The sequence below is a fragment of the Ruegeria sp. CDSB013 genome, from assembly GCF_059611165.1.
The window spans coordinates 25,086-48,451 of sequence record NZ_JBXWPA010000005.1; the positions used below are offsets into that span (position 1 = coordinate 25,086).

At 58.3% G+C, this 23,366-nt stretch carries 22 protein-coding genes; 11 read left to right on the forward strand and 11 right to left on the reverse strand.

Annotated elements, in window-relative coordinates:
* Window positions 1-73 precede the first annotated feature (73 nt).
* From rplQ to AC2FJF_RS10490, 11 genes are all read left to right on the forward strand, one after another.
* Entirely contained in the window at window positions 74-496 is a 423-nt protein-coding gene (gene rplQ / locus AC2FJF_RS10440; protein WP_058272384.1) for a 50S ribosomal protein L17, read from the forward strand.
* 105 nt (window positions 497-601) lie between these two features.
* Window positions 602-1,711 carry a TauD/TfdA family dioxygenase gene (locus tag AC2FJF_RS10445; RefSeq protein ID WP_496725265.1) on the forward strand — a complete coding sequence of 370 codons (1,110 nt, stop codon included), beginning with the start codon at window positions 602-604 and terminating at the stop codon, window positions 1,709-1,711.
* Between the two features lie 79 nt (window positions 1,712-1,790).
* Entirely contained in the window at window positions 1,791-3,179 is a 1,389-nt protein-coding gene (locus AC2FJF_RS10450; RefSeq protein WP_496725572.1) for a trypsin-like peptidase domain-containing protein, read from the forward strand.
* A gap of 4 nt (window positions 3,180-3,183) precedes the next feature.
* Window positions 3,184-4,497: a replication-associated recombination protein A gene (locus tag AC2FJF_RS10455; RefSeq protein WP_496725267.1), complete on the forward strand. Its 1,314-nt coding sequence runs from the start codon at window positions 3,184-3,186 to the stop codon at window positions 4,495-4,497.
* A 106-nt stretch (window positions 4,498-4,603) separates the two neighbouring features.
* Window positions 4,604-5,647, forward strand: a complete 1,044-nt coding sequence (locus tag AC2FJF_RS10460) for an RluA family pseudouridine synthase (RefSeq protein WP_496725269.1) — start codon at window positions 4,604-4,606, stop codon at window positions 5,645-5,647.
* The gene (locus AC2FJF_RS10465; protein ID WP_496725271.1) at window positions 5,644-6,315 is read left to right on the forward strand and encodes an HAD-IA family hydrolase; all 672 of its coding nucleotides are present in this window, start codon (window positions 5,644-5,646) and stop codon (window positions 6,313-6,315) included. Before AC2FJF_RS10460 ends, AC2FJF_RS10465 begins: the two co-directional genes overlap by 4 nt.
* A gap of 4 nt (window positions 6,316-6,319) precedes the next feature.
* Window positions 6,320-7,027, forward strand: coding sequence for an ATP12 family chaperone protein (locus tag AC2FJF_RS10470; RefSeq protein WP_496725273.1), 708 nt, complete (start codon window positions 6,320-6,322; stop codon window positions 7,025-7,027).
* 208 nt (window positions 7,028-7,235) lie between these two features.
* A complete protein-coding gene (locus tag AC2FJF_RS10475) occupies window positions 7,236-8,252 on the forward strand; it encodes an amino acid ABC transporter substrate-binding protein (RefSeq protein WP_282153884.1) in 1,017 nt (338 codons plus the stop codon).
* Between the two features lie 126 nt (window positions 8,253-8,378).
* Complete coding sequence (locus AC2FJF_RS10480; RefSeq protein WP_282153885.1) at window positions 8,379-9,647, forward strand: amino acid ABC transporter permease; 1,269 nt, start codon at window positions 8,379-8,381, stop codon at window positions 9,645-9,647.
* A 1-nt stretch (window position 9,648) separates the two neighbouring features.
* Window positions 9,649-10,953 (forward strand): amino acid ABC transporter permease, encoded by a 1,305-nt coding sequence (locus tag AC2FJF_RS10485; protein WP_496725276.1) that lies wholly within the window; start codon window positions 9,649-9,651, stop codon window positions 10,951-10,953.
* A 12-nt stretch (window positions 10,954-10,965) separates the two neighbouring features.
* Window positions 10,966-11,757: an amino acid ABC transporter ATP-binding protein gene (locus tag AC2FJF_RS10490; protein ID WP_058272392.1), complete on the forward strand. Its 792-nt coding sequence runs from the start codon at window positions 10,966-10,968 to the stop codon at window positions 11,755-11,757.
* Window positions 11,758-11,805: 48 nt separating this feature from the next.
* Here the strand turns inward: AC2FJF_RS10490 and AC2FJF_RS10495 are convergent, their stop codons facing one another.
* The 11 genes from AC2FJF_RS10495 to AC2FJF_RS10545 all read right to left on the reverse strand — a co-directional run bounded on the left by AC2FJF_RS10495 (window position 11,806) and on the right by AC2FJF_RS10545 (window position 23,305).
* Complete coding sequence (locus AC2FJF_RS10495) at window positions 11,806-12,303, reverse strand: SixA phosphatase family protein (RefSeq protein WP_496725278.1); 498 nt, start codon at window positions 12,301-12,303, stop codon at window positions 11,806-11,808.
* Window positions 12,300-12,986, reverse strand: a complete 687-nt coding sequence (locus AC2FJF_RS10500) for a ferredoxin (protein ID WP_496725280.1) — start codon at window positions 12,984-12,986, stop codon at window positions 12,300-12,302. Before AC2FJF_RS10500 ends, AC2FJF_RS10495 begins: the two co-directional genes overlap by 4 nt.
* Before the next feature lie 18 nt (window positions 12,987-13,004).
* The gene (gene argB / locus AC2FJF_RS10505) at window positions 13,005-13,868 is read right to left on the reverse strand and encodes an acetylglutamate kinase (protein ID WP_496725282.1); all 864 of its coding nucleotides are present in this window, start codon (window positions 13,866-13,868) and stop codon (window positions 13,005-13,007) included.
* Window positions 13,869-13,973: 105 nt separating this feature from the next.
* Window positions 13,974-15,377 carry a PepSY-associated TM helix domain-containing protein gene (locus tag AC2FJF_RS10510; protein ID WP_496725284.1) on the reverse strand — a complete coding sequence of 468 codons (1,404 nt, stop codon included), beginning with the start codon at window positions 15,375-15,377 and terminating at the stop codon, window positions 13,974-13,976.
* Between the two features lie 67 nt (window positions 15,378-15,444).
* On the reverse strand, window positions 15,445-15,813 hold the full coding sequence (locus tag AC2FJF_RS10515) for a DUF2946 domain-containing protein (protein WP_496725285.1): 369 nt from the start codon (window positions 15,811-15,813) through the stop codon (window positions 15,445-15,447).
* A complete protein-coding gene (gene yihA, locus AC2FJF_RS10520; protein ID WP_058276193.1) occupies window positions 15,810-16,463 on the reverse strand; it encodes a ribosome biogenesis GTP-binding protein YihA/YsxC in 654 nt (217 codons plus the stop codon). The genes AC2FJF_RS10515 and yihA overlap by 4 nt, the downstream gene beginning before the upstream one ends.
* On the reverse strand, window positions 16,460-17,197 hold the full coding sequence (locus AC2FJF_RS10525; protein ID WP_496725288.1) for an MOSC domain-containing protein: 738 nt from the start codon (window positions 17,195-17,197) through the stop codon (window positions 16,460-16,462). The genes yihA and AC2FJF_RS10525 overlap by 4 nt, the downstream gene beginning before the upstream one ends.
* Complete coding sequence (gene yidC, locus AC2FJF_RS10530) at window positions 17,194-19,023, reverse strand: membrane protein insertase YidC (RefSeq protein ID WP_496725290.1); 1,830 nt, start codon at window positions 19,021-19,023, stop codon at window positions 17,194-17,196. Before yidC ends, AC2FJF_RS10525 begins: the two co-directional genes overlap by 4 nt.
* Window positions 19,024-19,146: 123 nt before the next feature.
* A complete protein-coding gene (locus AC2FJF_RS10535; protein ID WP_496725292.1) occupies window positions 19,147-20,634 on the reverse strand; it encodes a putative bifunctional diguanylate cyclase/phosphodiesterase in 1,488 nt (495 codons plus the stop codon).
* Window positions 20,635-20,750: 116 nt separating this feature from the next.
* Window positions 20,751-21,644 (reverse strand): tRNA 2-thiocytidine(32) synthetase TtcA, encoded by an 894-nt coding sequence (ttcA, locus tag AC2FJF_RS10540; protein ID WP_496725294.1) that lies wholly within the window; start codon window positions 21,642-21,644, stop codon window positions 20,751-20,753.
* Window positions 21,645-21,688: 44 nt separating this feature from the next.
* Complete coding sequence (locus tag AC2FJF_RS10545) at window positions 21,689-23,305, reverse strand: acyl-CoA dehydrogenase family protein (RefSeq protein ID WP_496725296.1); 1,617 nt, start codon at window positions 23,303-23,305, stop codon at window positions 21,689-21,691.
* Window positions 23,306-23,366: the final 61 nt, after the last annotated feature.

A 23,366-nucleotide genomic window follows, 5' to 3' on the forward strand; every position in this document is an offset into this window, starting at 1 on the left:
TTCCGCCCCAAGGAGAGCCGGTGACACGCATCGCCGGCCAGACAAAGCAAAACGCTGAAGAAGGAACTAGAAAATGCGTCACGCACGTGGTTACCGCCGCCTTAACCGTACTCATGAGCACCGTAAGGCTCTGTTTGCAAACATGGCTGGCTCGCTCATCGAACATGAGCAGATCAAAACAACTCTGCCCAAGGCAAAAGAACTGCGCCCGATCATCGAAAAGCTGGTCACTCTGGGCAAGCGCGGCGACCTGCACGCCCGCCGTCAGGCCGCATCGCAGCTGAAAGAAGACAAAGACGTCGCAAAGCTGTTCGAAATCCTGGGCCCCCGCTACGCCGAGCGTCAGGGCGGATATGTCCGTATCCTGAAAGCTGGCTTCCGCTATGGCGACATGGCACCGATGGCGATCATCGAATTCGTTGACCGTGATCTGGACGCCAAAGGCGCGGCTGACAAAGCCCGCGTTGCCGCCGAAGAGGCCGCAGACGAAGAATAAGAAAGCCCGGCTTTCTGAATTCAAACCCCCGCGTTTCGGACGCGGGGTTTTTTTCTTTTTGGTCTCTTGGTGTCGCGGTTAGAGCATTTTCGGCGATATCCGTTGATGAATCCCCGAACCTCACGGATCATGCTGCACGATGAGCGTGGAGGACGGATGATGGCAATCCCAACTAAATTACCGAACGAACTCACGGGACCGTCTGTGTGGACCGGTCAGGACATGCGTACGCGTCGGAGTGAATGGATCATTGATCTGACGGCGGACGACGTCGAGGATCTTGAGCAAGCTGCCCGTCACTACCTGAGCCTCGAAAGAGATATCGGTGAGATCACAAAACCCGCTTTCCCTTTAAAACGGTTTGACCGGCATCTGGCAAGCCTGCGAGAGAAGCTGATCAACGGGATCGGTTTCGAAGTGATCCGTGGCCTTCCGGTGCAGAATTATACGCAAGAGGTCGCGGCCACGATTTTCTGCGGTGTCGGTGCTCATCTGGGCTCGGCCCGGTCACAAAACGCGCAGGGACACATTCTGGGGCATGTGCGCGACATCGGTGCAGATGCGAACGATCCGAATACCCGGATCTATCAAACGCATGAGCGCCAGACATTTCACACCGACAGCGCCGATATCGTCGGCCTGCTGTGCCTGCGCGAGGCTAAGGAGGGCGGAGATTCGCTGCTGGTCAGTGCCGAGACGATCTTTAATAGGATGCGGTCAGAATGCCCGGAAATGCTGGAACGGTTGTTTGACCCAATAGCGACCGACCGACGAGGGGAAGTGCCGGACGGCATGGAACCTTTTATGTCGATCCCGCCGTTCTCCTGGCACGATGGTAAGCTGACGGTGTTCTACCAAAGGCAGTATATCGACAGTGCGCAACGATTTCCTGAAGCGATGCGGCTGACACCGGATCACATTGAGGCGCTGGACCGGTTTGATGCGCTGGCGAATGATCCCGACCTCTGTCTTTCCATGCGGCTGCAACCGGGTGACATGCAGTTCGTGTACAACCATTCGCAACTGCACGACCGGACCTGGTTCGTGGACTGGCCTGACCCGGCAGAGCGCCGCCATTTGCTGAGGCTTTGGCTGTCGCCCGAAGGAGATCGCGAATTGCCCGAAGTCTTCAGGCAGCGTTATGGCACGATTGAAGTGGGCCAGCGCGGCGGGATCATCACGGAAGGCACGCGGCTGCACGCTCCGTTGGATTGACGCCTCCAACGCGCTGAACGGATGCTTGCATTACGGCCCGTGTAGACGCATATCCGATAGGCGATTAACCGACGGATGGATCATGCGGAAAGTTCTCTGTTCTCTGATGCTGGCGACACTTGCAGTGTCAGCAAATGCTGAAACAAAGGTGCCAACATCGCAGGCCGAAATCAGCCTTGGTTTCGCCCCGGTGGTGAAACAGGCCTCTCCGGCGGTCGTTAACATCTATGCCAAGATTGTTCGCCAGGGGCGGGCGAATCCTTTCTTCTCGGATCCGTTTTTTGAAGAGTTCTTCGGTCGGGGGTTCTCTGAACCGCGTCCACATGTGCAGAATTCACTGGGCTCTGGCGTCATTCTGTCAGAAGACGGTTATGTGGTGTCGAACTATCACGTTGTTGGCACGGCTACCGAAATCCGCGTGGTTACAACTGATCGGCGCGAGTATTCGGCGCAAGTGGTGCTGGGCGACAAGGAAAGCGATATTGCCATCCTGCGGTTGGAAGACGCCAAGGTTTTGCCGCATCTGAACTTCCGCGATTCCGACCAGATCGAAGTAGGAGAACTGGCGCTTGCGATCGGTAATCCGTTTGGTGTGGGACAAACCGTATCTTCCGGGATCATCTCTGGATTGGCGCGGACCGGGACGGCCACCGGCAACGCGCGTGGGTACTTTATTCAAACCGACGCCGCGATCAATCCGGGCAATTCCGGCGGGGCGCTGATCGACGTGAATGGTGATCTGATCGGGATTAACACCTCGATCCTGACGCGATCAGGCGGCTCCAACGGTATCGGGTTTGCGATCCCGGCAAATCTGGTGGCCGAATTTTTGCGCCAGGCCAAGGCCGGGAATGACAGCTTTGTCAGCCCTTGGGCCGGGGTCGCTGGTCAGCACATGAGTGCGGACATCGCCGAATCTCTGGGGTTGGTATTCCCTATGGGTGTTGTGATCTCGGACCTGCACGCCCTGAGTCCGCTGGGTGAGGCAGGGCTGCGCGTGGGGGATGTGGTGACCCATGTGGATGGGGATGAGGTGAATTCCCCAGCCGAGATGAAGTTCCGCATGTCCGTCGCCGGCGTTGGTGGCACTTCGGTGCTGACCCGGCTGCGGGGTCAGGACAGTGCGGATATCGAGGTTGCCCTGATCAAGGTCCCGGAAACTCCACCGGCTGATGAAACCGTTCTGAACGATGACACCGTGATGCCGGGCCTGAAGGTGTCGCGCATCAACCCGGCGATCATTACCCAGATGGGGCTGTTGCTGTCGCAAACTGGCGTGGTGATTGTGGATGCAGACCGGTACGGTGGACGATCTGGATTGCGCGCGGGTGATGTAGTCATAAGCATCAACGGAACGGAAGTTCGACATCCTAAAGACGTGGTGGATGCGATGACTGATCCGGGGCGCAGATTGAATTTGGATGTTCTGCGGGGCGGACGGGCCGTATCTCTGCGGTTCCGGCTGTAACCGCATGAGCGACCTGTTCGATACCCGGGCGAGCGAGCCTGCACCATCCCCGCACCGCCCGTTGGCGGACCGGCTGCGCCCGCAGTCGTTGGCCGAGGTCATCGGACAACAGCAGGTACTGGGCCCGGATGCTCCGCTGGGGGTCATGCTGGCCTCGGGCAGTCTGTCCAGTTTGGTTTTTTGGGGCCCGCCGGGCGTTGGGAAAACCACCATTGCACGCTTGCTGGCGCAGGAAACCGATCTGCATTTCGTTCAGATCAGTGCGATTTTTACTGGCGTGCCGGACCTGAAGAAAGTGTTTGAGGCGGCCAAGATCCGTCGGCAGAACGGGCAGGGCACGTTGCTGTTTGTCGATGAGATTCACCGCTTCAACAAAGCGCAGCAGGACGGGTTCCTGCCGCACATGGAGGATGGGACGATCCTGCTGGTCGGGGCCACGACCGAGAACCCGTCCTTTGAACTGAACGCCGCTGTGCTTAGCCGAGCACAGGTTCTTGTCCTTGAACGGCTCAGCCTCGCCGACCTTGAACGTCTGACACAGCGCGCAGAGAAAGAGCTGGACCGCGCCCTGCCGCTGACGGGCAATGCCCGCGAAGCTCTGCAGGAGATGGCGGATGGCGACGGGCGCGCGCTGTTGAATCTGATCGAACAGGTTGCGGCTTGGAAGGTGGATGCACCGCTGGACCCTGATGCGTTGTCGACAAGATTGATGCGCCGCGCGGCCAAATACGACAAATCCGGGGACGAGCATTACAATTTGATCTCGGCCCTGCATAAGTCAGTGCGCGGATCTGACCCGGATGCGGCGCTTTACTGGTTTGCGCGGATGCTGACGGGTGGGGAGGATCCGCGCTATCTGGCGCGGCGGATCACGCGGATGGCGGTCGAAGACATTGGTCTTGCCGATCCGCAGGCGCAGACGATCTGCCTGCACGCGTGGGAAACTTACGAACGCTTGGGTAGCCCCGAGGGTGAATTGGCCATAGCGCAGGCGCTGGTCTATCTGGCCTTGGCCCCAAAATCGAACGGTGCCTATGTCGGGTACAAGGCGGCGATGCGATTGGCCAAGCAGTCAGGCAGCGAACCTCCGCCAAAACACATCCTGAACGCGCCGACATCGTTGATGAAAGATCAGGGCTATGGAACGGGCTATGCCTATGATCATGACGCCGAAGATGGCTTTTCGGGTCAAAACTATTTTCCCGACGGAATGGAACGGCCCGAGTTGTATCAACCCGTGGAACGTGGTTTTGAGCGGGAACTAAAAAAGCGGCTGGATTACTTTGCCAAGCTTCGTTCGCAGCGGAACAGATCCTAGCGCTGGCTTGACTCTTGCCGTGCGGCACGCCACAGACGCGCATGTTTTCTAAGGCACCTGAGGGCACGCAATCCGCGCGGAACCGCCGCGTGAAGGGGATATCGGTATGAGTGGCGTACAATTGATCACCGTGGCAGAGGGGGATGGCGACCAGCGGCTGGATCGGTGGCTGCGCCGCCTGTTCCCGCATGTCAGCCAGGGCCGCATCGAAAAGATGTGCCGCAAAGGTGAGGTGCGCGTGGAAGGCGGGCGGGTCAAAGCCTCCACCCGGCTTGGTGTCGGGCAGGTCGTGCGCGTGCCACCCTTGCCGGATGCTGATCACAAGCCGGTTGCAGTCAAACGAGGCATCTCGGATGCCGACGCCAAGATGATCCAGTCTTGCGTGATCTATCGCGACGATCATGTTCTGGCCCTGAACAAGCCACAAGGTCTTCCAGTGCAGGGCGGCAGCGGCCAGACCCGCCACGTTGACGGTCTGTCCGAGGCGTTGCGCTTTGGCTATGACGAAAATCCGCGCCTCGTGCACCGCTTGGACAAGGACACATCGGGTGTATTGCTGATGGCCCGCACCCGCGAGGCCGCCAAGGGGCTGACAGCTGCCTTCCGGCATCGCGATACACGCAAGATCTATTGGGCGCTGGTTGCTGGCGTGCCGACCCCGTATCTGGGCGAGATCAAGACCGGACTGGTCAAGGCATCCGGTCACGGTAAACAGGGCGAGGGCGAGAAGATGATCGCCGTGCATCTGAACGAAATCAACGACACGCCGGGCGCGAAACGGGCGCATACGCTGTATGCAACGCTGTATCGCGTGGCAGGGCGCGCCTCGTGGGTGGCGATGGAGCCGATCACCGGCCGTACGCACCAGCTGCGGGTACACATGGCGGCAATCGGTCACCCAATCGTTGGCGATGGCAAATACGGTGGCTCGGGGCAGGAAAATCTGGGCGACGGTTGGGGCGCGCAACTGGGCGGGGTCATCAGCAAGAAGCTGCACCTGCACGCGCGGCAGGCCTCTTTCCAACATCCGGTCACGCGCAAGACCATAACCATTAAAGCTCCGTTGCCTGAGCATATGAAACACAGCTGGGACACGTTCGGCTGGACCGAGGATCTGGCCGCAGAAGACCCGTTCGGGGAACTGCAATGAGCGCACCCTTGCGTTTGGTGCTTTTCGATGTGGACGGAACCCTTGTCGACAGCCAGAGCAGCATTGTTGCGGCGATGACCGCCAGTTTTGGGGCCCTGTCACTGACGGTCCCCGACCGCACGGCGATTTTGTCCATCGTCGGTCTGTCCTTGCCCAATGCCATGGCCCAACTGGCGCCCGAGCAGAGCGAAACGGTTCAACACAATCTGGTTGAGGGCTACAAACAGGCCTATCACGCAAACCGTCTGGAGCAGGGGGCCGCAAGCTCACCGCTCTATCCCCGTGCGAGGGACGTAATCGAAACCCTGCATGCCATCCCCGAGGTGCTGCTGGGTGTGGCCACCGGAAAATCCCAACGCGGCCTGGATGCCTTGATCGAAGCACATGATCTGGAGCGCTATTTCGTGACTCGGCAGGTTGCGGACCATCACCCCTCGAAACCGCATCCGTCGATGATCGACGCGGCCCGTTCTGAAACCGGCGTTGATGCGGAAGATACGGTGATGATTGGCGATACCCGGTTCGACATGGATATGGCGCGGGCTGCCGGAGTAACAGGGATCGGCGTATCCTGGGGATATCATGACCGATCAGCCCTGAACGGCGCGGCCTGCATAATTGAAACTTTCGACCAGTTGCCCCGTGCGCTGGATAATATCTGGACCTGAAGACATGAGCGACTGGAAACCCAAGCGATTTTGGACCGCAAGCACGGTTGCCCAAGCGGAAGACGGATACACCGTCGAACTGGACGGTCGCCGGGTCAAGACACCGGCCAAGGCCGCATTGATCCTGCCGACGCAGGCAATGGCCGACGCGGTTGCTGCAGAATGGGATGCGCAGGAAAAAGAGGTCGATCCGACCCTGATGCCGTTTACCCGGTCTGCAAATGCGGCCATCGACAAAGTGCGTCATCAGCACGCCGAGGTTGCGAACATGCTGGCCGATTACGGCGATTCGGATTTGTTGTGTTACCGGGCGACACACCCGCAAACGTTGCAGCAGCGACAGGCAGATCAGTGGGACCCGGCCCTGGATTGGGCAGCTGAAACCCTAGCCGCGCGATTGGTTCCTGTGGTTGGTGTGCTGCATCAGCCACAGTCTGCAGAAGCGCTCAGCACACTTAGAGGCCGCGTACACGAATTCAACGACTTCCAGCTCGCCGCCTTTCACGATCTGGTCAGCCTGTCCGGCTCACTGGTACTGGGATTTGCCGCCGCCATGGACTGGCGCGCGGCGGACGAAATCTGGGACATCTCAAGGCTCGACGAGGCCTGGCAATCCGAACAATGGGGCCACGATGACGAGGCGCACGCGGTTGCCGAGATCAAAAAAGCTGCGTTTCTACACGCTAAACGGTTCATTGAAATCTCTATCTGAGCCTATTGGGCATTAATTTTTGACACAGATCCGGTCATCGCTGAATTGACTCATCGTTTTCCCTGATCCGACCCTTGACGTTTGTTTATGAATGCGAGCAAACTCATGCCCACTAAAGGGGAGACACCTTTGGAGTAACCTTTCTGGTGCCAGAGGTGCCGGACAGAGCCGTCCCGGAATAGGGGCGGGTAAACAGGAAGAGGTAAAAATGAAAAAATCCGTAATTTTGGGCGTGGCCACAGTTGCCGGTCTGGCTGCTGCGGCAGCGACAGCGGGCACTGTTGACGACGTCAAAGCGCGCGGCAAGCTGAACTGTGGCGTGTCCTCCGGACTGGCCGGCTTTTCGCTGCCTGACGCGAATGGCGAATGGCAAGGTTTTGACGTCGCAGTCTGCCGTGCCGTCGCTGCGGCCGTTCTGGGCGATTCCAGCGCTGTCGAGTTTGTGCCGACCACTGGTAAGACGCGCTTTACTGCGCTGGCTTCGGGTGAGATCGACATGCTTGCACGTAACACCACATGGACCTTCAGCCGCGATGTCGACCTGAAGTTCGAATTTGCTGGCGTCAACTACTATGACGGCCAGGGCTTCATGGTTCCAAAAGCACTGGGCGTAAGCTCGGCCAAAGAACTGGACGGCGCGACCGTCTGCATCCAAACCGGCACCACCACCGAGCTGAACCTGGCCGATTTCTTCCGTGCCAACAACATCAGCTACGAGCCGGTTCCGATCGAAACCAACGCCGAAGCGCAACAGCAGTATCTGGCTGGCGCATGTGACGTTTACACCACCGACGCATCGGGCCTGGCTGCAACCCGCGCCACGTTTGAAAACCCCGGTGATCACGTCCTGCTGCCTGAAATCATCTCGAAAGAGCCGCTGGGCCCGCTGGTCCGTCATGGCGATCACGAGTGGGGCGACGTTGTCCGCTGGACTCTGAACGCACTGGTTTCGGCTGAAGAGCTGGGCGTGACCTCGGCAAACATCGACGAGCTGAGCGCTGGCACCGACAACCCGGAAGTAAACCGTCTGCTGGGTACCGAAGGTACTCTGGGCGAGATGCTGGGTCTGAACGCAGATTGGGCAGCAAACGCCATCAAAGCGGGTGGTAACTACGGCGAAGTGTTTGCCAAGAACATCGGTGAAGAAACTCCGATTGGTCTTGCGCGCGGCCTGAATGCCCAGTGGACCGATGGTGGTCTGCTGTATTCGCCGCCGTTCCGCTAAAATCCACGGGAAAGGGCGCGGGGCAACCTGCGCCCTTTTTCCATAAATAAGAAACACTCCCGGATGGATTGAGCGAAGATCAACTTCGCCGGCAAAAAACGGGATGCACGGGGAAATACATAGGTCATGACGACTCTCACTGACCCGCCGAAGGAGCAGTTCCGGCTGTCCATGCTCCTTTACGATACGCGGTACCGATCAGCGACCATTCAGGTCATTGCATTGATTGGTTTCATGCTTCTGGCAGCCTGGATCATCTCAAATACCATTCAAAACCTTGAAGGGTTGGGAAAACCGGTCGAATTCGGTTTTTTTGCAGAATCCGCAAGTTATGACATTAACCAGCGATTGCTGGAATACACCTCACAGGACAGCCATCTTCGCGCCGCCTTCATCGGTTTGCTGAACACGCTGGTTGTTGCGGTTCTCGGGTGTATCACGGCGACGATAGTCGGCGTTTTTGTCGGCGTGCTGCGTCTGTCGAACAACTGGTTGGTCGCGCGTATCATGACCTTCTATGTCGAGATTTTCCGTAACGTGCCTGTCCTGCTGTGGATCGTTCTGGCCATGGCCATTTTGATCGAAGGCTTGCCCGCACCTAATGCGTTCCGAGGTGATAACCCCACGGCAACGATGGATCTGTTCAACACCGTCGCCGTTACCAATCGGGGTGTGTATATCCCGGAGTTCCTGTTCTCGCGTAGTTTGGGCGATATCCACTTGTTCGGAACATCAAGCCTTCGGTTTGATATTTCGCTGGATCTTGTCGCGTTTCTGGTCGTTCTGGGTGGCAGCATCTTTACCATGCGCAAAGTGTCCGCCTGGGCCGCCGCCACACAGGAATCAACCGGCGATCGTCCTAAGATCTGGCATATCCAGCTGGGCATTCTGTTCGTCCCGATGATCATCCTGATGACTGCACTGGGCTTACACCTTGGATACCCGGAATTGAAAGGATTCAATTTCAAAGGCGGCACGCATATGCGCAACTCTCTGATCGCGCTATGGCTGGCTTTGTCGCTATATACGGCGGCCTTCATTGCCGAGATCGTACGCGCCGGCATTCTGGCTATTTCCAAGGGTCAGACCGAAGCTGCGTCTGCGCTGGGCTTGCGTCCGGGTCGCACCATGCGGCTGGTTATCCTGCCTCAGGCGCTGCGGGTGATCATCCCGCCGATGATCTCGAACTATCTGAACCTGACCAAGAACTCGTCGCTGGCGATTGCGGTCGGATACATGGACATCACGGGGACTCTGGGTGGCATCACCATGAACCAGACCGGCCGCGAGCTGGAATGCGTTCTGCTGCTGATGCTGGTCTATCTGGCCATCTCGCTGAGTATTTCGGCGGTGATGAACTGGTACAACAACCGTGTCAAACTGGTGGAGCGGTAATATGAGTGATGTTTCATTTGTCCGCACGGAAATGTTGCCGGAACAAGCCCCGCCAGCGTCCGAAGTCGGAGCAATAGGGTGGATCAGGCACAATCTCTTCTCAGGCTGGTTTAACTCGATCCTGACGTTGGTTTCGCTTTACGCGATCTGGTACGTGTTGTCGGGCGTTCTGCCTTGGATCTTTCAGTCTGTCTGGAACGCCAACTCGCTGAACGAATGCCGCGAGATCATGATTGCCACCTGGGGTTCAACCCATGGCCATGCCTGCTGGGCGGTGATCAATGACCGCTGGTTGCAGTTGCTGTTCGGGTTCTACCCGAGCCACCTGTACTGGCGTCCGATTGTATCGCTGATCCTGCTGTTGGTCGCATTGGCGCCGGTCCTGTACTCGGATCGTGTGCCGTCCAAGATGCTGATCGTCACTGCGATCTATCCATTCTTGATGCCTTTCCTGATGTGGGGCGGCACCATTTGGGGACCGATCGCGGCAGCGTTGGGGTTTGTTGTCGGTTGGGGTGTCTACACCCTTGTTAGCAAACAACTGAGCGGTCTGTTTGGCATGATAGCGGGTGTCGCAGCGTCGGTTATCTGGTGGCTGTTTCTGTCCAGCTATTTCGTCGGTGCGCTGGACTCGATCCTGCCAATCGGTATCGAAGCCGTACAAAGCCGTCAGTTCGGTGGCTTCATGCTGGCGATCTTGCTGGGTGTCGTGGCCATTGGTGTCTCGTTGCCGATCGGAATTGTACTGGCGCTAGGCCGTCAGTCCGACCTGATGATCGTCAAGTACCTGTGCGTGGGCTTTATCGAGTTCATCCGCGGTGTGCCGCTGATCACGCTGTTGTTCGTGGCCTCGCTGCTGCTGAACCTGTTCCTGCCGCCGGGCACCAACTTTGACATCATCCTGCGGGTGATGATCATGATGACCCTGTTCTCGGCTGCCTATATGGCCGAGGTGATCCGGGGTGGTCTGGCTGCCCTGCCACGGGGTCAGTATGAAGGTGCCGACAGTCTCGGCCTGAACTACTGGCAAGCACAGCGACTGATCATCATGCCGCAAGCCCTGAAAATCTCAATTCCGGGCATCGTGAGCACATTCATCGGGATCTTCAAGGATACGACACTGGTGTCGATCATCGGATTGTTCGACGTGATCGGACTGGCATCTGCCATCCGCGCCGACACCGCCTGGAACGGCATCTACTGGGAACTGTTCGCGTTCATCGCGGCGCTGTTCTTCGTCGTCTGCTTCTCTATGTCCCGTTATTCCATGTATCTGGAGCGCAAGCTTCAGACTGGCCACCATTAAGGAGTTCAACATATGTCTGAACTTGCAATTGATCGTCAAATCGATCGCTCGAAGATGCAGGTGAGCGATGAGGTCGCCATCGAAATCAACAATATGAACAAGTGGTACGGATCTTTCCACGTGCTGCGCGACATCAATCTGACCGTCAATCAGGGCGAGCGGATCGTGATCGCGGGGCCTTCCGGTTCCGGAAAGTCCACACTGATCCGTTGCTTGAACGCGCTGGAGGAACACCAGCAGGGCACGATCATGGTGGATGGGACCGAGCTGTCGAATGACCTCAAGAACATCGACAAGATCCGGTCCGAGGTTGGCATGGTGTTCCAGCACTTTAACCTGTTCCCGCATCTGACCATTCTGGAGAACTGCACGCTGGCCCCGATCTGGGTGCGCAAGACGCCCAAGAAAGAGGCCGAAGAGCGCGCGATGCACTTCCTGGAAAAGGTGAAAATCCCCGAGCAGGCGGATAAGTATCCCGGTCAGCTTTCAGGTGGTCAGCAGCAGCGTGTGGCGATTGCCCGCTCGCTGTGCATGATGCCGCGTATCATGTTGTTCGATGAACCGACATCGGCGCTGGACCCCGAGATGATCAAAGAGGTGCTCGACACCATGATCGAGCTGGCCGAGGAAGGCATGACCATGCTGTGCGTCACGCACGAGATGGGCTTTGCTCGTCAGGTCGCCAACCGCGTGATCTTTATGGATGCCGGTCAGATCGTGGAACAGAACGAACCGGAAGAGTTCTTCAACAACCCGCAGAGCGAGCGGACCAAGCTGTTCCTCAGCCAGATTCTTGGGCACTGAACCCGGTTACCAATTCAGGAAAAGGCGGGGCTTTGGCCTCGCCTTTTTCTATTCCAGCAACTCGCGTGGAATAACAAACCCCTGCACATCGCCGCTGTGCCACCGGACGTCGGACCAATCCCCGATGTCAAAGCGGATCACAGTCGTTGCACAGGTCGGGTAGTCGTAGAACCGGGCGTGATCCGGCGGGTGCTTAACGATTTGGTTCGCAAAACCGGCAATGCCGGGATTGTGGCCCAGCATCAAAACGGTCTGTTTCGTCGCGTCCGATAATTCAAGCAGCATATCTGCGGGGTCCGCATGGTAAAGCGTTCGGTGAAAGCAAACGCTATCTGCCTTCAGGCCCATCCTTTCCCACGTCTCGCGGGTTCTGGCCGAGCTTGAGCTGAGAACTTCATCCGGCAACCAGTCGTTTTCACGCAGCCACGTCGCAATCGCCGGGGCCGACCTGCGCCCGCGCTTGTTCAGCGGGCGATCATGATCTTCAAGGGCCGGGCTGTCCCAACTGGATTTCGCGTGGCGTGTCAGGATCAGTGTGCGTGTCATGATGGGTGAAAGGCACTCATGTGATGCGCGGATTGTTCGGGATCACGCGCGGCACCCGAGCTGAGAGGACAGGATAGCCGCACAAGACAACCGCCGGTCATGCAGGTTTGCCCTTCAGGAGTGGACAGGTGTCCATGGCAGGTCGACACATCATAAAAGTCCCGACTGTTCAAAGCGCCCACGGGACATGTCTGGGCGCAGGGGGCGGCGCAGGTGGTGCAGGGGGACGAGCCAGGTGGTGCGGGTATGGGAAACTCACTGCTGAAATGCAGCGCGCCCCGGAATGAGATCATCATGCCGACCTCATCGTGCACCAAAGCGCCCACCGGGCTGCTGAACGTGCGTCCCGATTTCAATGCCCAGTCGATAAAGGGCGTATAGGGCGGACCGCCAAATGGAAAATAGGCGGTGGCGGATAAGTCCTGCGCCATTTGCCCCACCACACGCAGCGACCAACGGTCAACCGGGTCATCACCTTGCCATTCAGGCGAGGATTTCAGGGTGGGCCAGAACGCAGCTCCTGCGCCTAACAGGATCAGCGTGCCGCCTTCCAACTGCTTGGCGTCTGTAACGCGAGGGTGCAGCGCGCCCATGATGATCAGGCTAACGTCCTGTGCAGCCTTTTCGATATCAGCATAGCTATGCGCTGCCGGGTCAGAGGAGGGGGGATGGCGTTTGGTCATGTCTCCTCCGCCAAAGGCTCAGTCCGGTCGGATCAGCGATCCGGCACCGTGTTCTGTATAAAGTTCAAGCAAGACGGCATTGGGCGCGCGTCCGTCAAGGATAACCACGGCACGGACCCCGCTGTGCAGCGCGTCCAGAGCCGTCTCGGTCTTGGGTATCATGCCGCCCGCAATGGTGCCGTCCAGCGTCATCTCTCGGATTTGACCCGCCTTCAGTTCGGTCACGACGTCCCCGGCGGCATTCTTAACACCCGAGACATCGGTCAACAGTAGCAGTCGATCGGCCTTTAGCGCGGATGCAATAGCACCAGCGGCAGTATCCCCATTGACGTTGAAGGTTTCCCCGTTCCGGCCCGCACCCAGCGGGGCGATGACAGGAATTACATCATGGGCAAACAGGTCATGCAGGATTTTCGGGTTCATCTCTGCCGGGCTTCCGACAAAACCCAGGGATTCATCGGTCTGATCACAAGTCATCAACTGCGCATCCTTGCCCGACAGGCCCACGGCCGAGCCGCCCTGGCCATTGATCGCCTGCACGATGCGCTTGTTCACGAGGCCGGACAGCACCATCTCAACCACTTCAACGGTTGCTTTGTCGGTGACACGCTTGCCGTTCACGAATTCGGACTGGATATCCAGCTTATCCAGCATCGCGTTGATCATTGGACCGCCGCCGTGCACGATAACCGGGTTCACCCCGACCTGACGCATCAGGACGACATCGCGTGCGAAGCTTTCCATGGCTTCGTCACTGCCCATGGCGTGGCCGCCAAGTTTAATGACGACAATAGCGCCGTCGTAGCGTTGCAGGTATGGCAGTGCGCTGTTCAGCGTTGCGGCGGTGGCGATCCAGTCCCGGTTCATGTCTCTTGTCTTCATGGCTGCAGTCCCTCTGGGAACCCGTGTTAGGGCCTTTGCGCAGTTCTGCCAAGACCGGATCGCGCATAGGGCCGCGCCGGTTGCCCGGATGCGGCTGTCTGTGTGTCAGCTTATCGCGCGTTTCATCGCCGGGATGTTGCTGATCAGCAGCAGATCGACGGCCAGCACAGCCAGCAAGGTCAGGCCCACCAGCGGGAACGCCATCGCGGTGAACAAGCCGATCAGGACGGTCCCTTTCCACAATGGCAGTTCCGCTGGCATTGGCGGTGCAGCCAGACGTCCGGCCCGCTGAGGCCGGCGTTTTATCCACATTACAACGCCTGAGACGCAGACAAAGATGACCGACAGGCAGAACACCAGGTTCAGGACAAAGTTCCACATGCCCATCAGACCCATGTGAAACGGGATCCCAATAGCCATGGATTTTCCCATCAACGAGTAATCCTCATACCGGACATCCGCCAGAATCTTGCCGGTAAATTGATCCACGTGGACAGTGCGGTCGTTCACCGGATCGGTCGAGTCGCTGCTCATGCTGTCGCGGTTCAGGGTCCAGACACCATCCTCGCCGCTGGGATAGGCCACACGGAACCGGCCTGTCATGTCCAAAGCGGTGCCAAGGGCCACAAGCGCGTCGATATCGACCTGTGTGCTTTGTGGGACACCGCCTGTCCCGGCCTCGGACCCAGAGGCGGGCATGGGCGTTTGTTCCAACGCCCATGGGACGTCATTATGGTGGCCGTGGTTCATGCTGGCGTGGATGTCATCGGACAGGGGGACATTGTCCCATTTTTCGGCCGGAAAGCTGCTCCAGGGTTGGACGATCATGCCGCCCCAGACGCCCGCCCAGGAGAGGCCCGAGATCAGGAACACCACCAACAGCCCGGACATCCAGAACCCAATCACAGCGTGCAGCGACCGCCACAACGCGCGGCCGCGTGCGCGCAGATTGGGGACAAAGGCAGACAAGGTGTTTCCACGCGGCCACCACATGTAAAGACCGGTAAAGACCAAAAGCAGGCTCAGCCCCGCTGCGATTTCAATAATGCGGTCTCCGGTCGTACCAATCAGCAGGGTCGAATGGATGTTGTCGGCCAGATCATACCATCCGGCGCGGCGATCCCAGACCTGCAGAACCTCTCCGCCGTAAGGATCGACGGCGACAAGACGCTGACCTTCGTCGGTTTTGATGCGAAACACAGTGGCCAAATTATCGGCTTTTGGGCCGATCCATTCGACGACCGTGCCGGGCACCTCATCAAGCGCGATAAGGGCCTGTTGTGAGGCCGGTAGCGCTTGCCCGTGGACGTCCAAAGCGATTTTTTCGCCGTCGCGACCGTCGAACTGGGTGATGAACATCATCATTAGTCCGGTTACTGCCAGAATGATCAGGAACGGGATGACGAAGATCCCGGCATAAAAGTGCCACCGCCAGGCGGCGAAATAGAATTTTTGCGCAGCAATGTTCTGCGCCCGGGTATCCCCCAGGTTTTGGCTGTCCAGTGCCATTTTTGTTCTCCGGATTCGATTACTGCCCCGCGCAGCGCGCGCACGGGTTAAAAAGTGTTGAGGTGAATCAGGAAAAGAAGGGTGGCCCCCGCGCATCATAGCGGGCGTAGAACCCGGCACTGCGATGGGTGAAATCACGATGGATCCAGCGTGGCTGGATTTTCGCCGTAAAAGGGATAATCTCGCCGACTGACGGCAGGTGTGTATCCGCCGTCAGGCCCGCGAATGGGCACATTGCGCGCGAATCCGTGTCGTCGTGCACAGGATCGCCGGGGTTCAGGTCAACCCATTGTTCGACTGTTCCATCGCCAGTACAGATCACCAGCAGCACTTTCCCATCAGTGCCCATCGCGGGCATCCAGCCCTGCGGGATCGTTCCGGTCAGCACAATTGCCAGCAACGTAAGGATTGGGAAAATGCGGCCGATCCGGATCATTCCAGATGTGCGATGATCGAACGAAGGGTTGGAATACCGTCACCCTTTTCGGACGACGTCAGCACGATTTCCGGATATGCCGCCGGGTGTTTGGACAATGCGCCGCGTACCTGATCCAACACCTTCTGCCGGTCATTGGCCTTGACCTTGTCCGCCTTGGTCATCACGCATTGAAAAGTAACAGCGCTGGAATCCAGCAGCTTCATGATCTCCGCATCGACCGGCTTCACCCCATGGCGCGAGTCAATCAGGACAAAGGCCCGTCGCAAAGTCTGGCGGCCGCTTAGATACTGTTTCAACAGCCGTTGCCATTTTTCAACGACCTTCACCGGGGCGTTGGCGTAGCCATACCCGGGCAGGTCAACCAGATAGAGCTCGGGTCCTTGGGTGAAAAAGTTGATCTCTTGCGTGCGGCCCGGAGTGTTGGACGCGCGTGCCAGACCTTTGGTGCCGGTCAGCGCATTGATCAGGCTGGACTTGCCTACGTTCGAACGTCCGGCAAAGCAGACCTCAAGCCGGTCAGGGGTCGGCAGGCCGTTCATCGCGACCACGCCTTTGACAAACTCGGATTGTCCCGCAAACAATTTGCGGCCGCGTTCCAGCGCAAACTTGTCCGGGTCTTCGACCAGTGGGAAGGGTAGGGTGCTCATAACGCGTGAACCTTATCGCCAACTGAAATTGCGCCACCTCGGACAACCTCGGCGTAAACGCCGAAATCCTGATGGCCCCAACTGTTCAATGTGCCCAGGATATCCGCATCGCGCACGCCGGTTTTCGGATTTGCCGTTGTCGCCAAACATCGTCGGATGCGTTCTTTGACATGGAACACGGCCTCACCGATCTGTACCTCGCGACCCAGCCAGTCGAATTCTTCCCACAAGGGCAGGCCATCGAACCAGATGTTGCCACGCCAGCGCTGGATCGACAGATCGCTGCCAAGTTTTTGCCCGACCGCGCGGTGCGATGCCATATTGCACAGGCTGATCGAAGGGTAATCGCTGTCGGTCATGCCGCGACCCGGCACTCGGATGATCCGGGCTGACGCCGACCGATCCGCAGGCATCAACGGCTGGACCCAGTCCAGAAAGGCCTGCTGTTCCCGGTCCGGATCAAAGGTCAGATCCGGACGATCCGGATGTGTCAGAGTTATCGTGTCGCCGTTTAGCCGGGCCGAGATAGCCATAAGTTGCGGTGCTTTCGCCCCGCGACTGAAATTGGCGCAAGGCACCCATTGAGAGCCGTCCGCTTTCGACGCCTCATGCGCGACCGCCCAAACGCGATCCCCGGGCATGGTCTGCCCGGGGGTCACTGAAACAGTCTGGAGGGCCTCGCGACCATGACTTTTGATCGGATGCCGCCAGATATGGGTTACCTCAGCATTCATTTGTCGTCCGTTTTGGGCGTCCGCTTGAAGCCGGATTTGATGTTGCCGAACACGTCAGGCTTATAACCCTGACTGCGCATGATCAGGTATTGCTGCGTGAACGTGATCGTGTTGTTCGCGATCCAGTAAACGACCAGCCCGCTTGCAAAGCTGCCCAACATGAACATGAACACCCAAGGCATCCAGGCAAAGATCATCGCCTGAGTCGGGTCAGTTGGCGCCGGGTTCAGCTTTTGCTGCAACCACATCGAGATCCCCAATAGCAACGGCAGGATACCGATGAAGATCAGCGCCATGAAGGTTTCGGGCTGCGGACCGGCAAAGGGCAGCAATCCAAACAGGTTCATGATCGAGGTCGGATCAGGTGCGCTGAGGTCCTGGAACGGGCCAAACCAAGGGGCCTGACGTAGTTCGATGGTGACGAAGATCACCTTGTACAGTGAGAAGAAGATCGGGATCTGCAAAAGGATCGGCAAACAGCCCGCAGCCGGGTTTACCTTTTCCTTCTTGTACAGCTCCATCATGCCCTGCTGCATCTTTTGGCGATCGTCGCCTGCGGCTTCTTTCATGGCCTCCATCTGCGGCTGAAGCTCTTTCATCTTCGCCATCGAGACGTAGGATTTGTACGCCAGCGGGAATAGGATCGCCTTGATGATCAGCGTCAGGCCAATGATCGACCAACCCATGTTGCCGATCAGGGCATTGATGTTGTGCAGCAGCCAGAAAATTGGCTTGGTCAGGAAGTAGAACCAGCCCCAGTCGATGCTGTCGACGAACTTCTGTACACCGTCAGCCTGATACTCGCGGATGGTTTCCCATTCTTTGGCACCCGCGAACAGTTGGGTGGTGACTTCTTCAGTTGCGCCGGGCGCGACAGTCAGCGTCGGCAGAACCGTTTCGGTCTGATAAATCTTGCGGCGGGCGTCATATTTAGCCGCAGCCTTGAATGCCGATCCCTCTGCAGGGATCAGAGTGGTCATCCAGTAGTGATCGGTAAAGCCGACCCAGCCACCTTCCTTGACCTGAAAGACTTCGGCTTGCGCACGCTCATTCGGGTCAATGTCAAAGTCGCGCACATCGCCATAGTCGATCTCGTCCAGAACGCCGTCAGCCATGACCATAACGCCTTCATGTAGGATGAAGAAGTTTTTCAGATCGGGCAGGTCGCCGTCTTCGCCAATGCCGTGACGGGCCAGGATGCCATATGGGGCCATGCCGACCTCGGCCTGGGTATTGTTCTCAACCGACTGGGTGACGGTGAACATGTAGTCCTGGTCAACCTCAATAGTGCGGCGGAAGGTCAGGCCCTTGCTGTTGTCCCATTTCAGAGTGACCGGGGTATCGACCCCCAGGGTTTCGCCGTCTTCGACGGTCCACAGCGTATTAGGGCCGGGGACGTCAGCGCCGGCGACGCCTGCGCCCGGTGCCCAACCGTACAAGGCATAGTAAGCCGATTCCGAACCAACGGGCGACAGCAGCTCGACAATGGGCGCGCCTTCTTCGATCGAAACTTTGTAATCTTTCAGGAACAGCTCATCGATACGACCGCCGGACAGGGACAGGCTGCCTTTCAGGCGCGGTGTTTCAATCTCGACCCGAGGTGCTTGGGCGTCGGGCTCGATCTCGGTGGCGTCTGCGGTTGCTTCACCAACTGTATTGGTGCCAGCAGCGCTTGGGGTCTGAACCTCTGTACCATCAGTCGCGCTGATCTCGGCAGATTCCGGTGCGGTCGTCGGCTCGGGCGGTGGAAACAGCACGAACCAAACCAGGATCACGAGAAAGCTGAGCGCGGTTGCGAGGATGAGGTTCTTGTTCTGATCGTCCATCGGGGACAGCCACCTTAAGCAGTGAAAGACACCCGCTGGGTTCAACAGAGTGCGGGCCCAAAGGTCAAGCGGAATCGCCCTGTAATTCATCACCGATTGGGGTTCTGTGGCGTTAATTCGCGCCTAAGGACGTGCCTGACGCCCGATTTTTGGCATTCCGTTGAGTTTGTTTTGATGTGCGGCCATCCAGTCCAACGTCTTTTCAAACGGCATGGGCTTGCCAATTCCAAACCCCTGCACGTGGTCGCAGCCCAGTTGCGCCATCAGGGCATGCTCGCCTTGTGTCTCGACCCCCTCGGCCAGTGTTTCGACATTCAGCCGTTCCGCCATGGTCAAAATCGCGCTGACCAACTGTTGCTGGCTTGCGTCCCGATCCGCCTTTGCCACGAAGGACCGATCGATTTTAATGCGTGAAACGTCAAAGCGCTTGATCGACGCAATGGAGGCGTGGCCAGTGCCGAAATCATCGAGGTCAATGCAGCAGCCAAGCTTGGACATGCTTATCACGTTGCGGGTGATTACGTCATCGGGCCGCCTGGAAAACACTGTTTCAAGAATCTCGACGGTCAATCTGTCGGGCGTCAGGTCATTTTGATCCAGCTCCCATTTCAGACGGTCGATCAACGCCGGGTCGCGCAGCTCTTCTGACGAGAAATTCACGCCAATCCGGGGCACAACGACACCGGCAAGGTTCCACTGGCGCATGGCGGCGAAAGCGTGATGGCGCATCACCTGACCCAAGCGTTCCATCAGATCGGCTTGTTCTGCAAAAGGCAGGAAAACCGGCGGTCCCAGCACGCCTTTCTGTGGGTGTTCCCAACGGGCAAGCGCCTCGAACCCGGTAACGTGGCCGGTGTCGGTGGAAATCTGCGGCTGAAACCATGGGCGGATTTCGCCACTATCCAAGGCCGCAATAAACTCGTTGCGCAGGTTGGCACGCACGCGTGCCCGCCGCTGCGTTTCAGATGAAAAGGCGCGGATGGTTGCAGGACCGTTCCTTTGTGCTTCGGCCAAGGCCGCGTTGGCGGCATCGATCCACTCGGCAAAGGTGATGTCGGGCAAAGTGGATTGCAGACAAAACCCGATTGAACATGACATGTAAACGCTGGTGCCATTTAGCATGATTGGCTCATCGACGGCGGCCTGAATGCGCCCCGACATCTGAATGCAGGCCTCCAGATCCAGATTCTGCGCGGCGTGCAGGCCGATTGCGATCTTGCCCTGGTCCAGCCCAGTGGCAATGTCATGTGAGCGTATGACCGAAAGTACCCGGCTGCGGAATTGGTCAGCCATTACGTTCCCGGCCGCATTTCCGTGCAGATCAAGACATTCAGAAAACCCGTCCAATTCAACAATCATACAGGAGGCTTCGTGGCCAGTGCGCTGATTTTCCGCAAACAGCGTTTCCATCTGGGCCGCAAACCTGTCGAGAGGAAGGAGGCCGTTACCGTCTTTTTCCTGATTGCTGGCCTTGTGCGCGGTCGATACCGCGGCGAACACAAGCGGCAGGGTAAGTGCCACGACAACCAATGCCCGCTCACCACCAATCCAATACGCGGCCAGACTGATCGCAGGCGCGAAGGCCAAGGCGGGCGGGCCGCTTAGTACCATGGCAAGAGAGTCAAAAATTCTGCTGACTGAGATATGTTTCCACATCGGATCTTCGGGCCTCTACCTTGCGTTTGAAACGCTCAGGTCGACCCTAGGAAACCAATCTGAGTCACTCGTTAACGGAGCTGAGGAATTTCGTCCGAATTTTCGTCATTTTCATTTGGACTGAGTGCAAGGTTTTGAAAATCAAACAATTTTGGGTCCAAAAGATGCGACGGACGCGCATTTGTCAGGGCCCGGAACATCACTTGACGGCGTCCGGGGCTGTTCTTTTCCCACTGATCCAAAATCTGTTTGACCTGCTGACGTTGCAACCCATCCTGACTGCCGCAGAGGTCGCAGGGGATAATCGGATAGTTCATCGAGGTCGCGAATTTCTCGCAATCGGCCTCAGCCACATGGGCGAGGGGGCGGAAGACGAACAAATCGCCTTCTTCGTTCACCAGCTTGGGCGGCATGGTGGCCAGTCGCCCGCCGTGAAACAGGTTCATGAAGAACGTCTCGAGGATATCGTCGCGGTGGTGGCCTAGTACGACGGCCGAGCATCCCTCTTCCCGGGCAATGCGATACAGGTTGCCTCGGCGCAGGCGCGAACACAGGGCGCAAAAGGTGCGGCCCTGTGGAACTTTGTCCTTCACGATGGAATAGGTATCCTGATATTCAATCCGATGCGGAACACCCATGCGTTCCAGAAACTCAGGCAGGACAGTGGCCGGAAACCCGGGCTGGCCTTGGTCTAGGTTGCAGGCCAACAGATCAACCGGCAGCAGACCGCGCCATTTCAGCTCATAGAGAACCGCCAACAGGGTATAGCTGTCTTTGCCGCCCGAAAGACAGACCAGCCAGCGGGGTGGTTTGCCGTCTTTGTCATGCGCCGAAGCGTTCACCATCCCGTACTGCTCAATGGCCTCACGGGTCTGGCGCACGATGCGTTTGCGCAACTTTTTGAACTCGGTGGTCGAGGGCGCGCCAGCAAAGAGCGGGTGGATATCGTCAGCTTCGTCAAACATGCGCAGCCCCTACAGCAGTTGAGGCAACCGGGCAAGTGGCCGGGTCAGCCCAGGCGCGCCAGCAAGGCGTCCGTGTCCAACCCGGACACGGATCCGGGGATGCGGCCGCTGTTGCCCAAAAGCCTTGTGGCGATGAACCCGTCTGCAACGGCCGCGGGTGCGCGACGCAATAGCTGAGCTGCTGTCAGCAGCAATGCAGTTCGTTCGGCAAACCAACGGGCTTCACTCTCAGGCGGCAGCCCGGACCACCGATCACGATGCGCCTTGAGTGCGGCATCATAGCCGCGGTCGACACCCGTTGCTATATCCAGTTCGGCCTGCAGGACCTCAGCGGCTAGCGGTTCGCGAGACAGGCTGCGCAAAATGTCGAGACAGATCACATTGCCCGACCCCTCCCAAATACCGTTCAGCGGGGCTTCGCGATACAGCAGGGGCAGGGGCGTGTCTTCGACATAGCCCATGCCACCCAGCACCTCAATCGCCTCTACCACTACGGCCGGGCACCGCTTGTTATTCAGGAACTTGGCCAGGGCGACACCGATACGGGCAAAGGCCTTGTCTTCGGTTGACTGGCCGTCGAAGGCCTGCGCGACGCGCATCCCCAGCGTCAACGCGCCCTCCCAGTCCAACACGAGATCCGCCAGAACAGCGCGCATCAGAGGTTGGTCGATCAACCGGCGCTGAAAAGCGCTGCGATGGGTGACCCAATGATGCGCCTCGATGAGTGCTGCGCGCATCAGGCCTGCCGGGGCCACGGCCGTATCCAGCCGGGTGTGATGGACCATCTCGATAATTGTTCGAACACCCGCGCCTTCGTCCCCCAATTGGTGAGCTAAGGCATCGTGATATTCGATTTCGGACGAGGCGTTGGATCTGTTGCCCAGCTTGTCTTTTAGACGCATCAGATGAATGGCGTTGCGTTCACCGTCCAGCCAGCGGGGGACGAGGAAACAGGTCAGCCCACCGGGCGCTTGTGCCAGCGTCAGAAAACCGTCCGACATGGGGGCGGAGCAGAACCACTTGTGCCCGCGCAGACGCCAGTGCTCTCCGTCCCGGGTGGCGATGGTGGTATTGGCGCGCACGTCCGAGCCGCCCTGTTTTTCGGTCATTGCCATGCCCAGAGTGGCGCTGGATTTTTGTTCGACCGGTTTCGTCGCCGGATCATAGCTGCGCGCCATGAGCTTAGGCCGCCACTCGGAGGCGATCTGTTCATTTGCAGCAAGAGCCGGGATTGCCGCGTAGGTCATGGTCAATGGGCAGCAATGGCCGGGCTCAACCTGGCTGGCCAGGTACATCATCGCGGCGTGGGTCGTGTGGCCGCCGGGCTGACCGTCCCAGGCCAAGGCGGCATAGCCGGCAGATTGGCTGATCTGCATCATCTCATGATAGGCGGGATGAAATCGTACTTCGTCCAGGCGCCTACCGCCCTGATCGAACAATCGAAGTTCGGGGAGGTGCCGATTGGCCTCACGCCCCAGCTCACGGGTTTTCACACGTCCCAAGGTATCTCCATATGCCGCCAGAGGCGCTTCGCGACCGCCCGAGAAATGCACGGCGTTTCGCAGGACGGGATCTGAAGACCAGAGGTTAGAATCCCCGCGCACAGGCGGCTGATTCAATACGTCATGTGTCGGCAGGGAATGGCGGGCGTCGGATGTCATCTGAACCTCGGGCAGTACGAGTTCAAGTGTTCAGCGCATGTCCGAATGGGTCAAGGCTGAC

Bases quoted from the DNA above. Each gene is read 5' to 3' on its own strand.
- AC2FJF_RS10470 (WP_496725273.1), top strand. From the start codon at position 6,320: ATGAGCGACTGGAAACCCAAGCGATTTTGGACCGCAAGCACGGTTGCC.
- rplQ (WP_058272384.1), top strand. From the start codon at position 74: ATGCGTCACGCACGTGGTTACCGCCGCCTTAACCGTACTCATGAGCAC.
- AC2FJF_RS10490 (WP_058272392.1), top strand. From the start codon at position 10,966: ATGTCTGAACTTGCAATTGATCGTCAAATCGATCGCTCGAAGATGCAG.
- AC2FJF_RS10515 (WP_496725285.1), bottom strand. From the start codon at position 15,813: ATGATCCGGATCGGCCGCATTTTCCCAATCCTTACGTTGCTGGCAATT.
- yidC (WP_496725290.1), bottom strand. From the start codon at position 19,023: ATGGACGATCAGAACAAGAACCTCATCCTCGCAACCGCGCTCAGCTTT.
- AC2FJF_RS10510 (WP_496725284.1), bottom strand. From the start codon at position 15,377: ATGGCACTGGACAGCCAAAACCTGGGGGATACCCGGGCGCAGAACATT.
- AC2FJF_RS10545 (WP_496725296.1), bottom strand. From the start codon at position 23,305: ATGACATCCGACGCCCGCCATTCCCTGCCGACACATGACGTATTGAAT.
- AC2FJF_RS10485 (WP_496725276.1), top strand. From the start codon at position 9,649: ATGAGTGATGTTTCATTTGTCCGCACGGAAATGTTGCCGGAACAAGCC.
- AC2FJF_RS10445 (WP_496725265.1), top strand. From the start codon at position 602: ATGAATCCCCGAACCTCACGGATCATGCTGCACGATGAGCGTGGAGGA.
- AC2FJF_RS10475 (WP_282153884.1), top strand. From the start codon at position 7,236: ATGAAAAAATCCGTAATTTTGGGCGTGGCCACAGTTGCCGGTCTGGCT.
- argB (WP_496725282.1), bottom strand. From the start codon at position 13,868: ATGAAGACAAGAGACATGAACCGGGACTGGATCGCCACCGCCGCAACG.
- AC2FJF_RS10495 (WP_496725278.1), bottom strand. From the start codon at position 12,303: ATGACACGCACACTGATCCTGACACGCCACGCGAAATCCAGTTGGGAC.
- AC2FJF_RS10460 (WP_496725269.1), top strand. From the start codon at position 4,604: ATGAGTGGCGTACAATTGATCACCGTGGCAGAGGGGGATGGCGACCAG.
- AC2FJF_RS10480 (WP_282153885.1), top strand. From the start codon at position 8,379: ATGACGACTCTCACTGACCCGCCGAAGGAGCAGTTCCGGCTGTCCATG.
- AC2FJF_RS10455 (WP_496725267.1), top strand. From the start codon at position 3,184: ATGAGCGACCTGTTCGATACCCGGGCGAGCGAGCCTGCACCATCCCCG.
- AC2FJF_RS10500 (WP_496725280.1), bottom strand. From the start codon at position 12,986: ATGACCAAACGCCATCCCCCCTCCTCTGACCCGGCAGCGCATAGCTAT.
- AC2FJF_RS10465 (WP_496725271.1), top strand. From the start codon at position 5,644: ATGAGCGCACCCTTGCGTTTGGTGCTTTTCGATGTGGACGGAACCCTT.
- AC2FJF_RS10525 (WP_496725288.1), bottom strand. From the start codon at position 17,197: ATGAATGCTGAGGTAACCCATATCTGGCGGCATCCGATCAAAAGTCAT.
- ttcA (WP_496725294.1), bottom strand. From the start codon at position 21,644: ATGTTTGACGAAGCTGACGATATCCACCCGCTCTTTGCTGGCGCGCCC.
- yihA (WP_058276193.1), bottom strand. From the start codon at position 16,463: ATGAGCACCCTACCCTTCCCACTGGTCGAAGACCCGGACAAGTTTGCG.
- AC2FJF_RS10535 (WP_496725292.1), bottom strand. From the start codon at position 20,634: ATGGTACTAAGCGGCCCGCCCGCCTTGGCCTTCGCGCCTGCGATCAGT.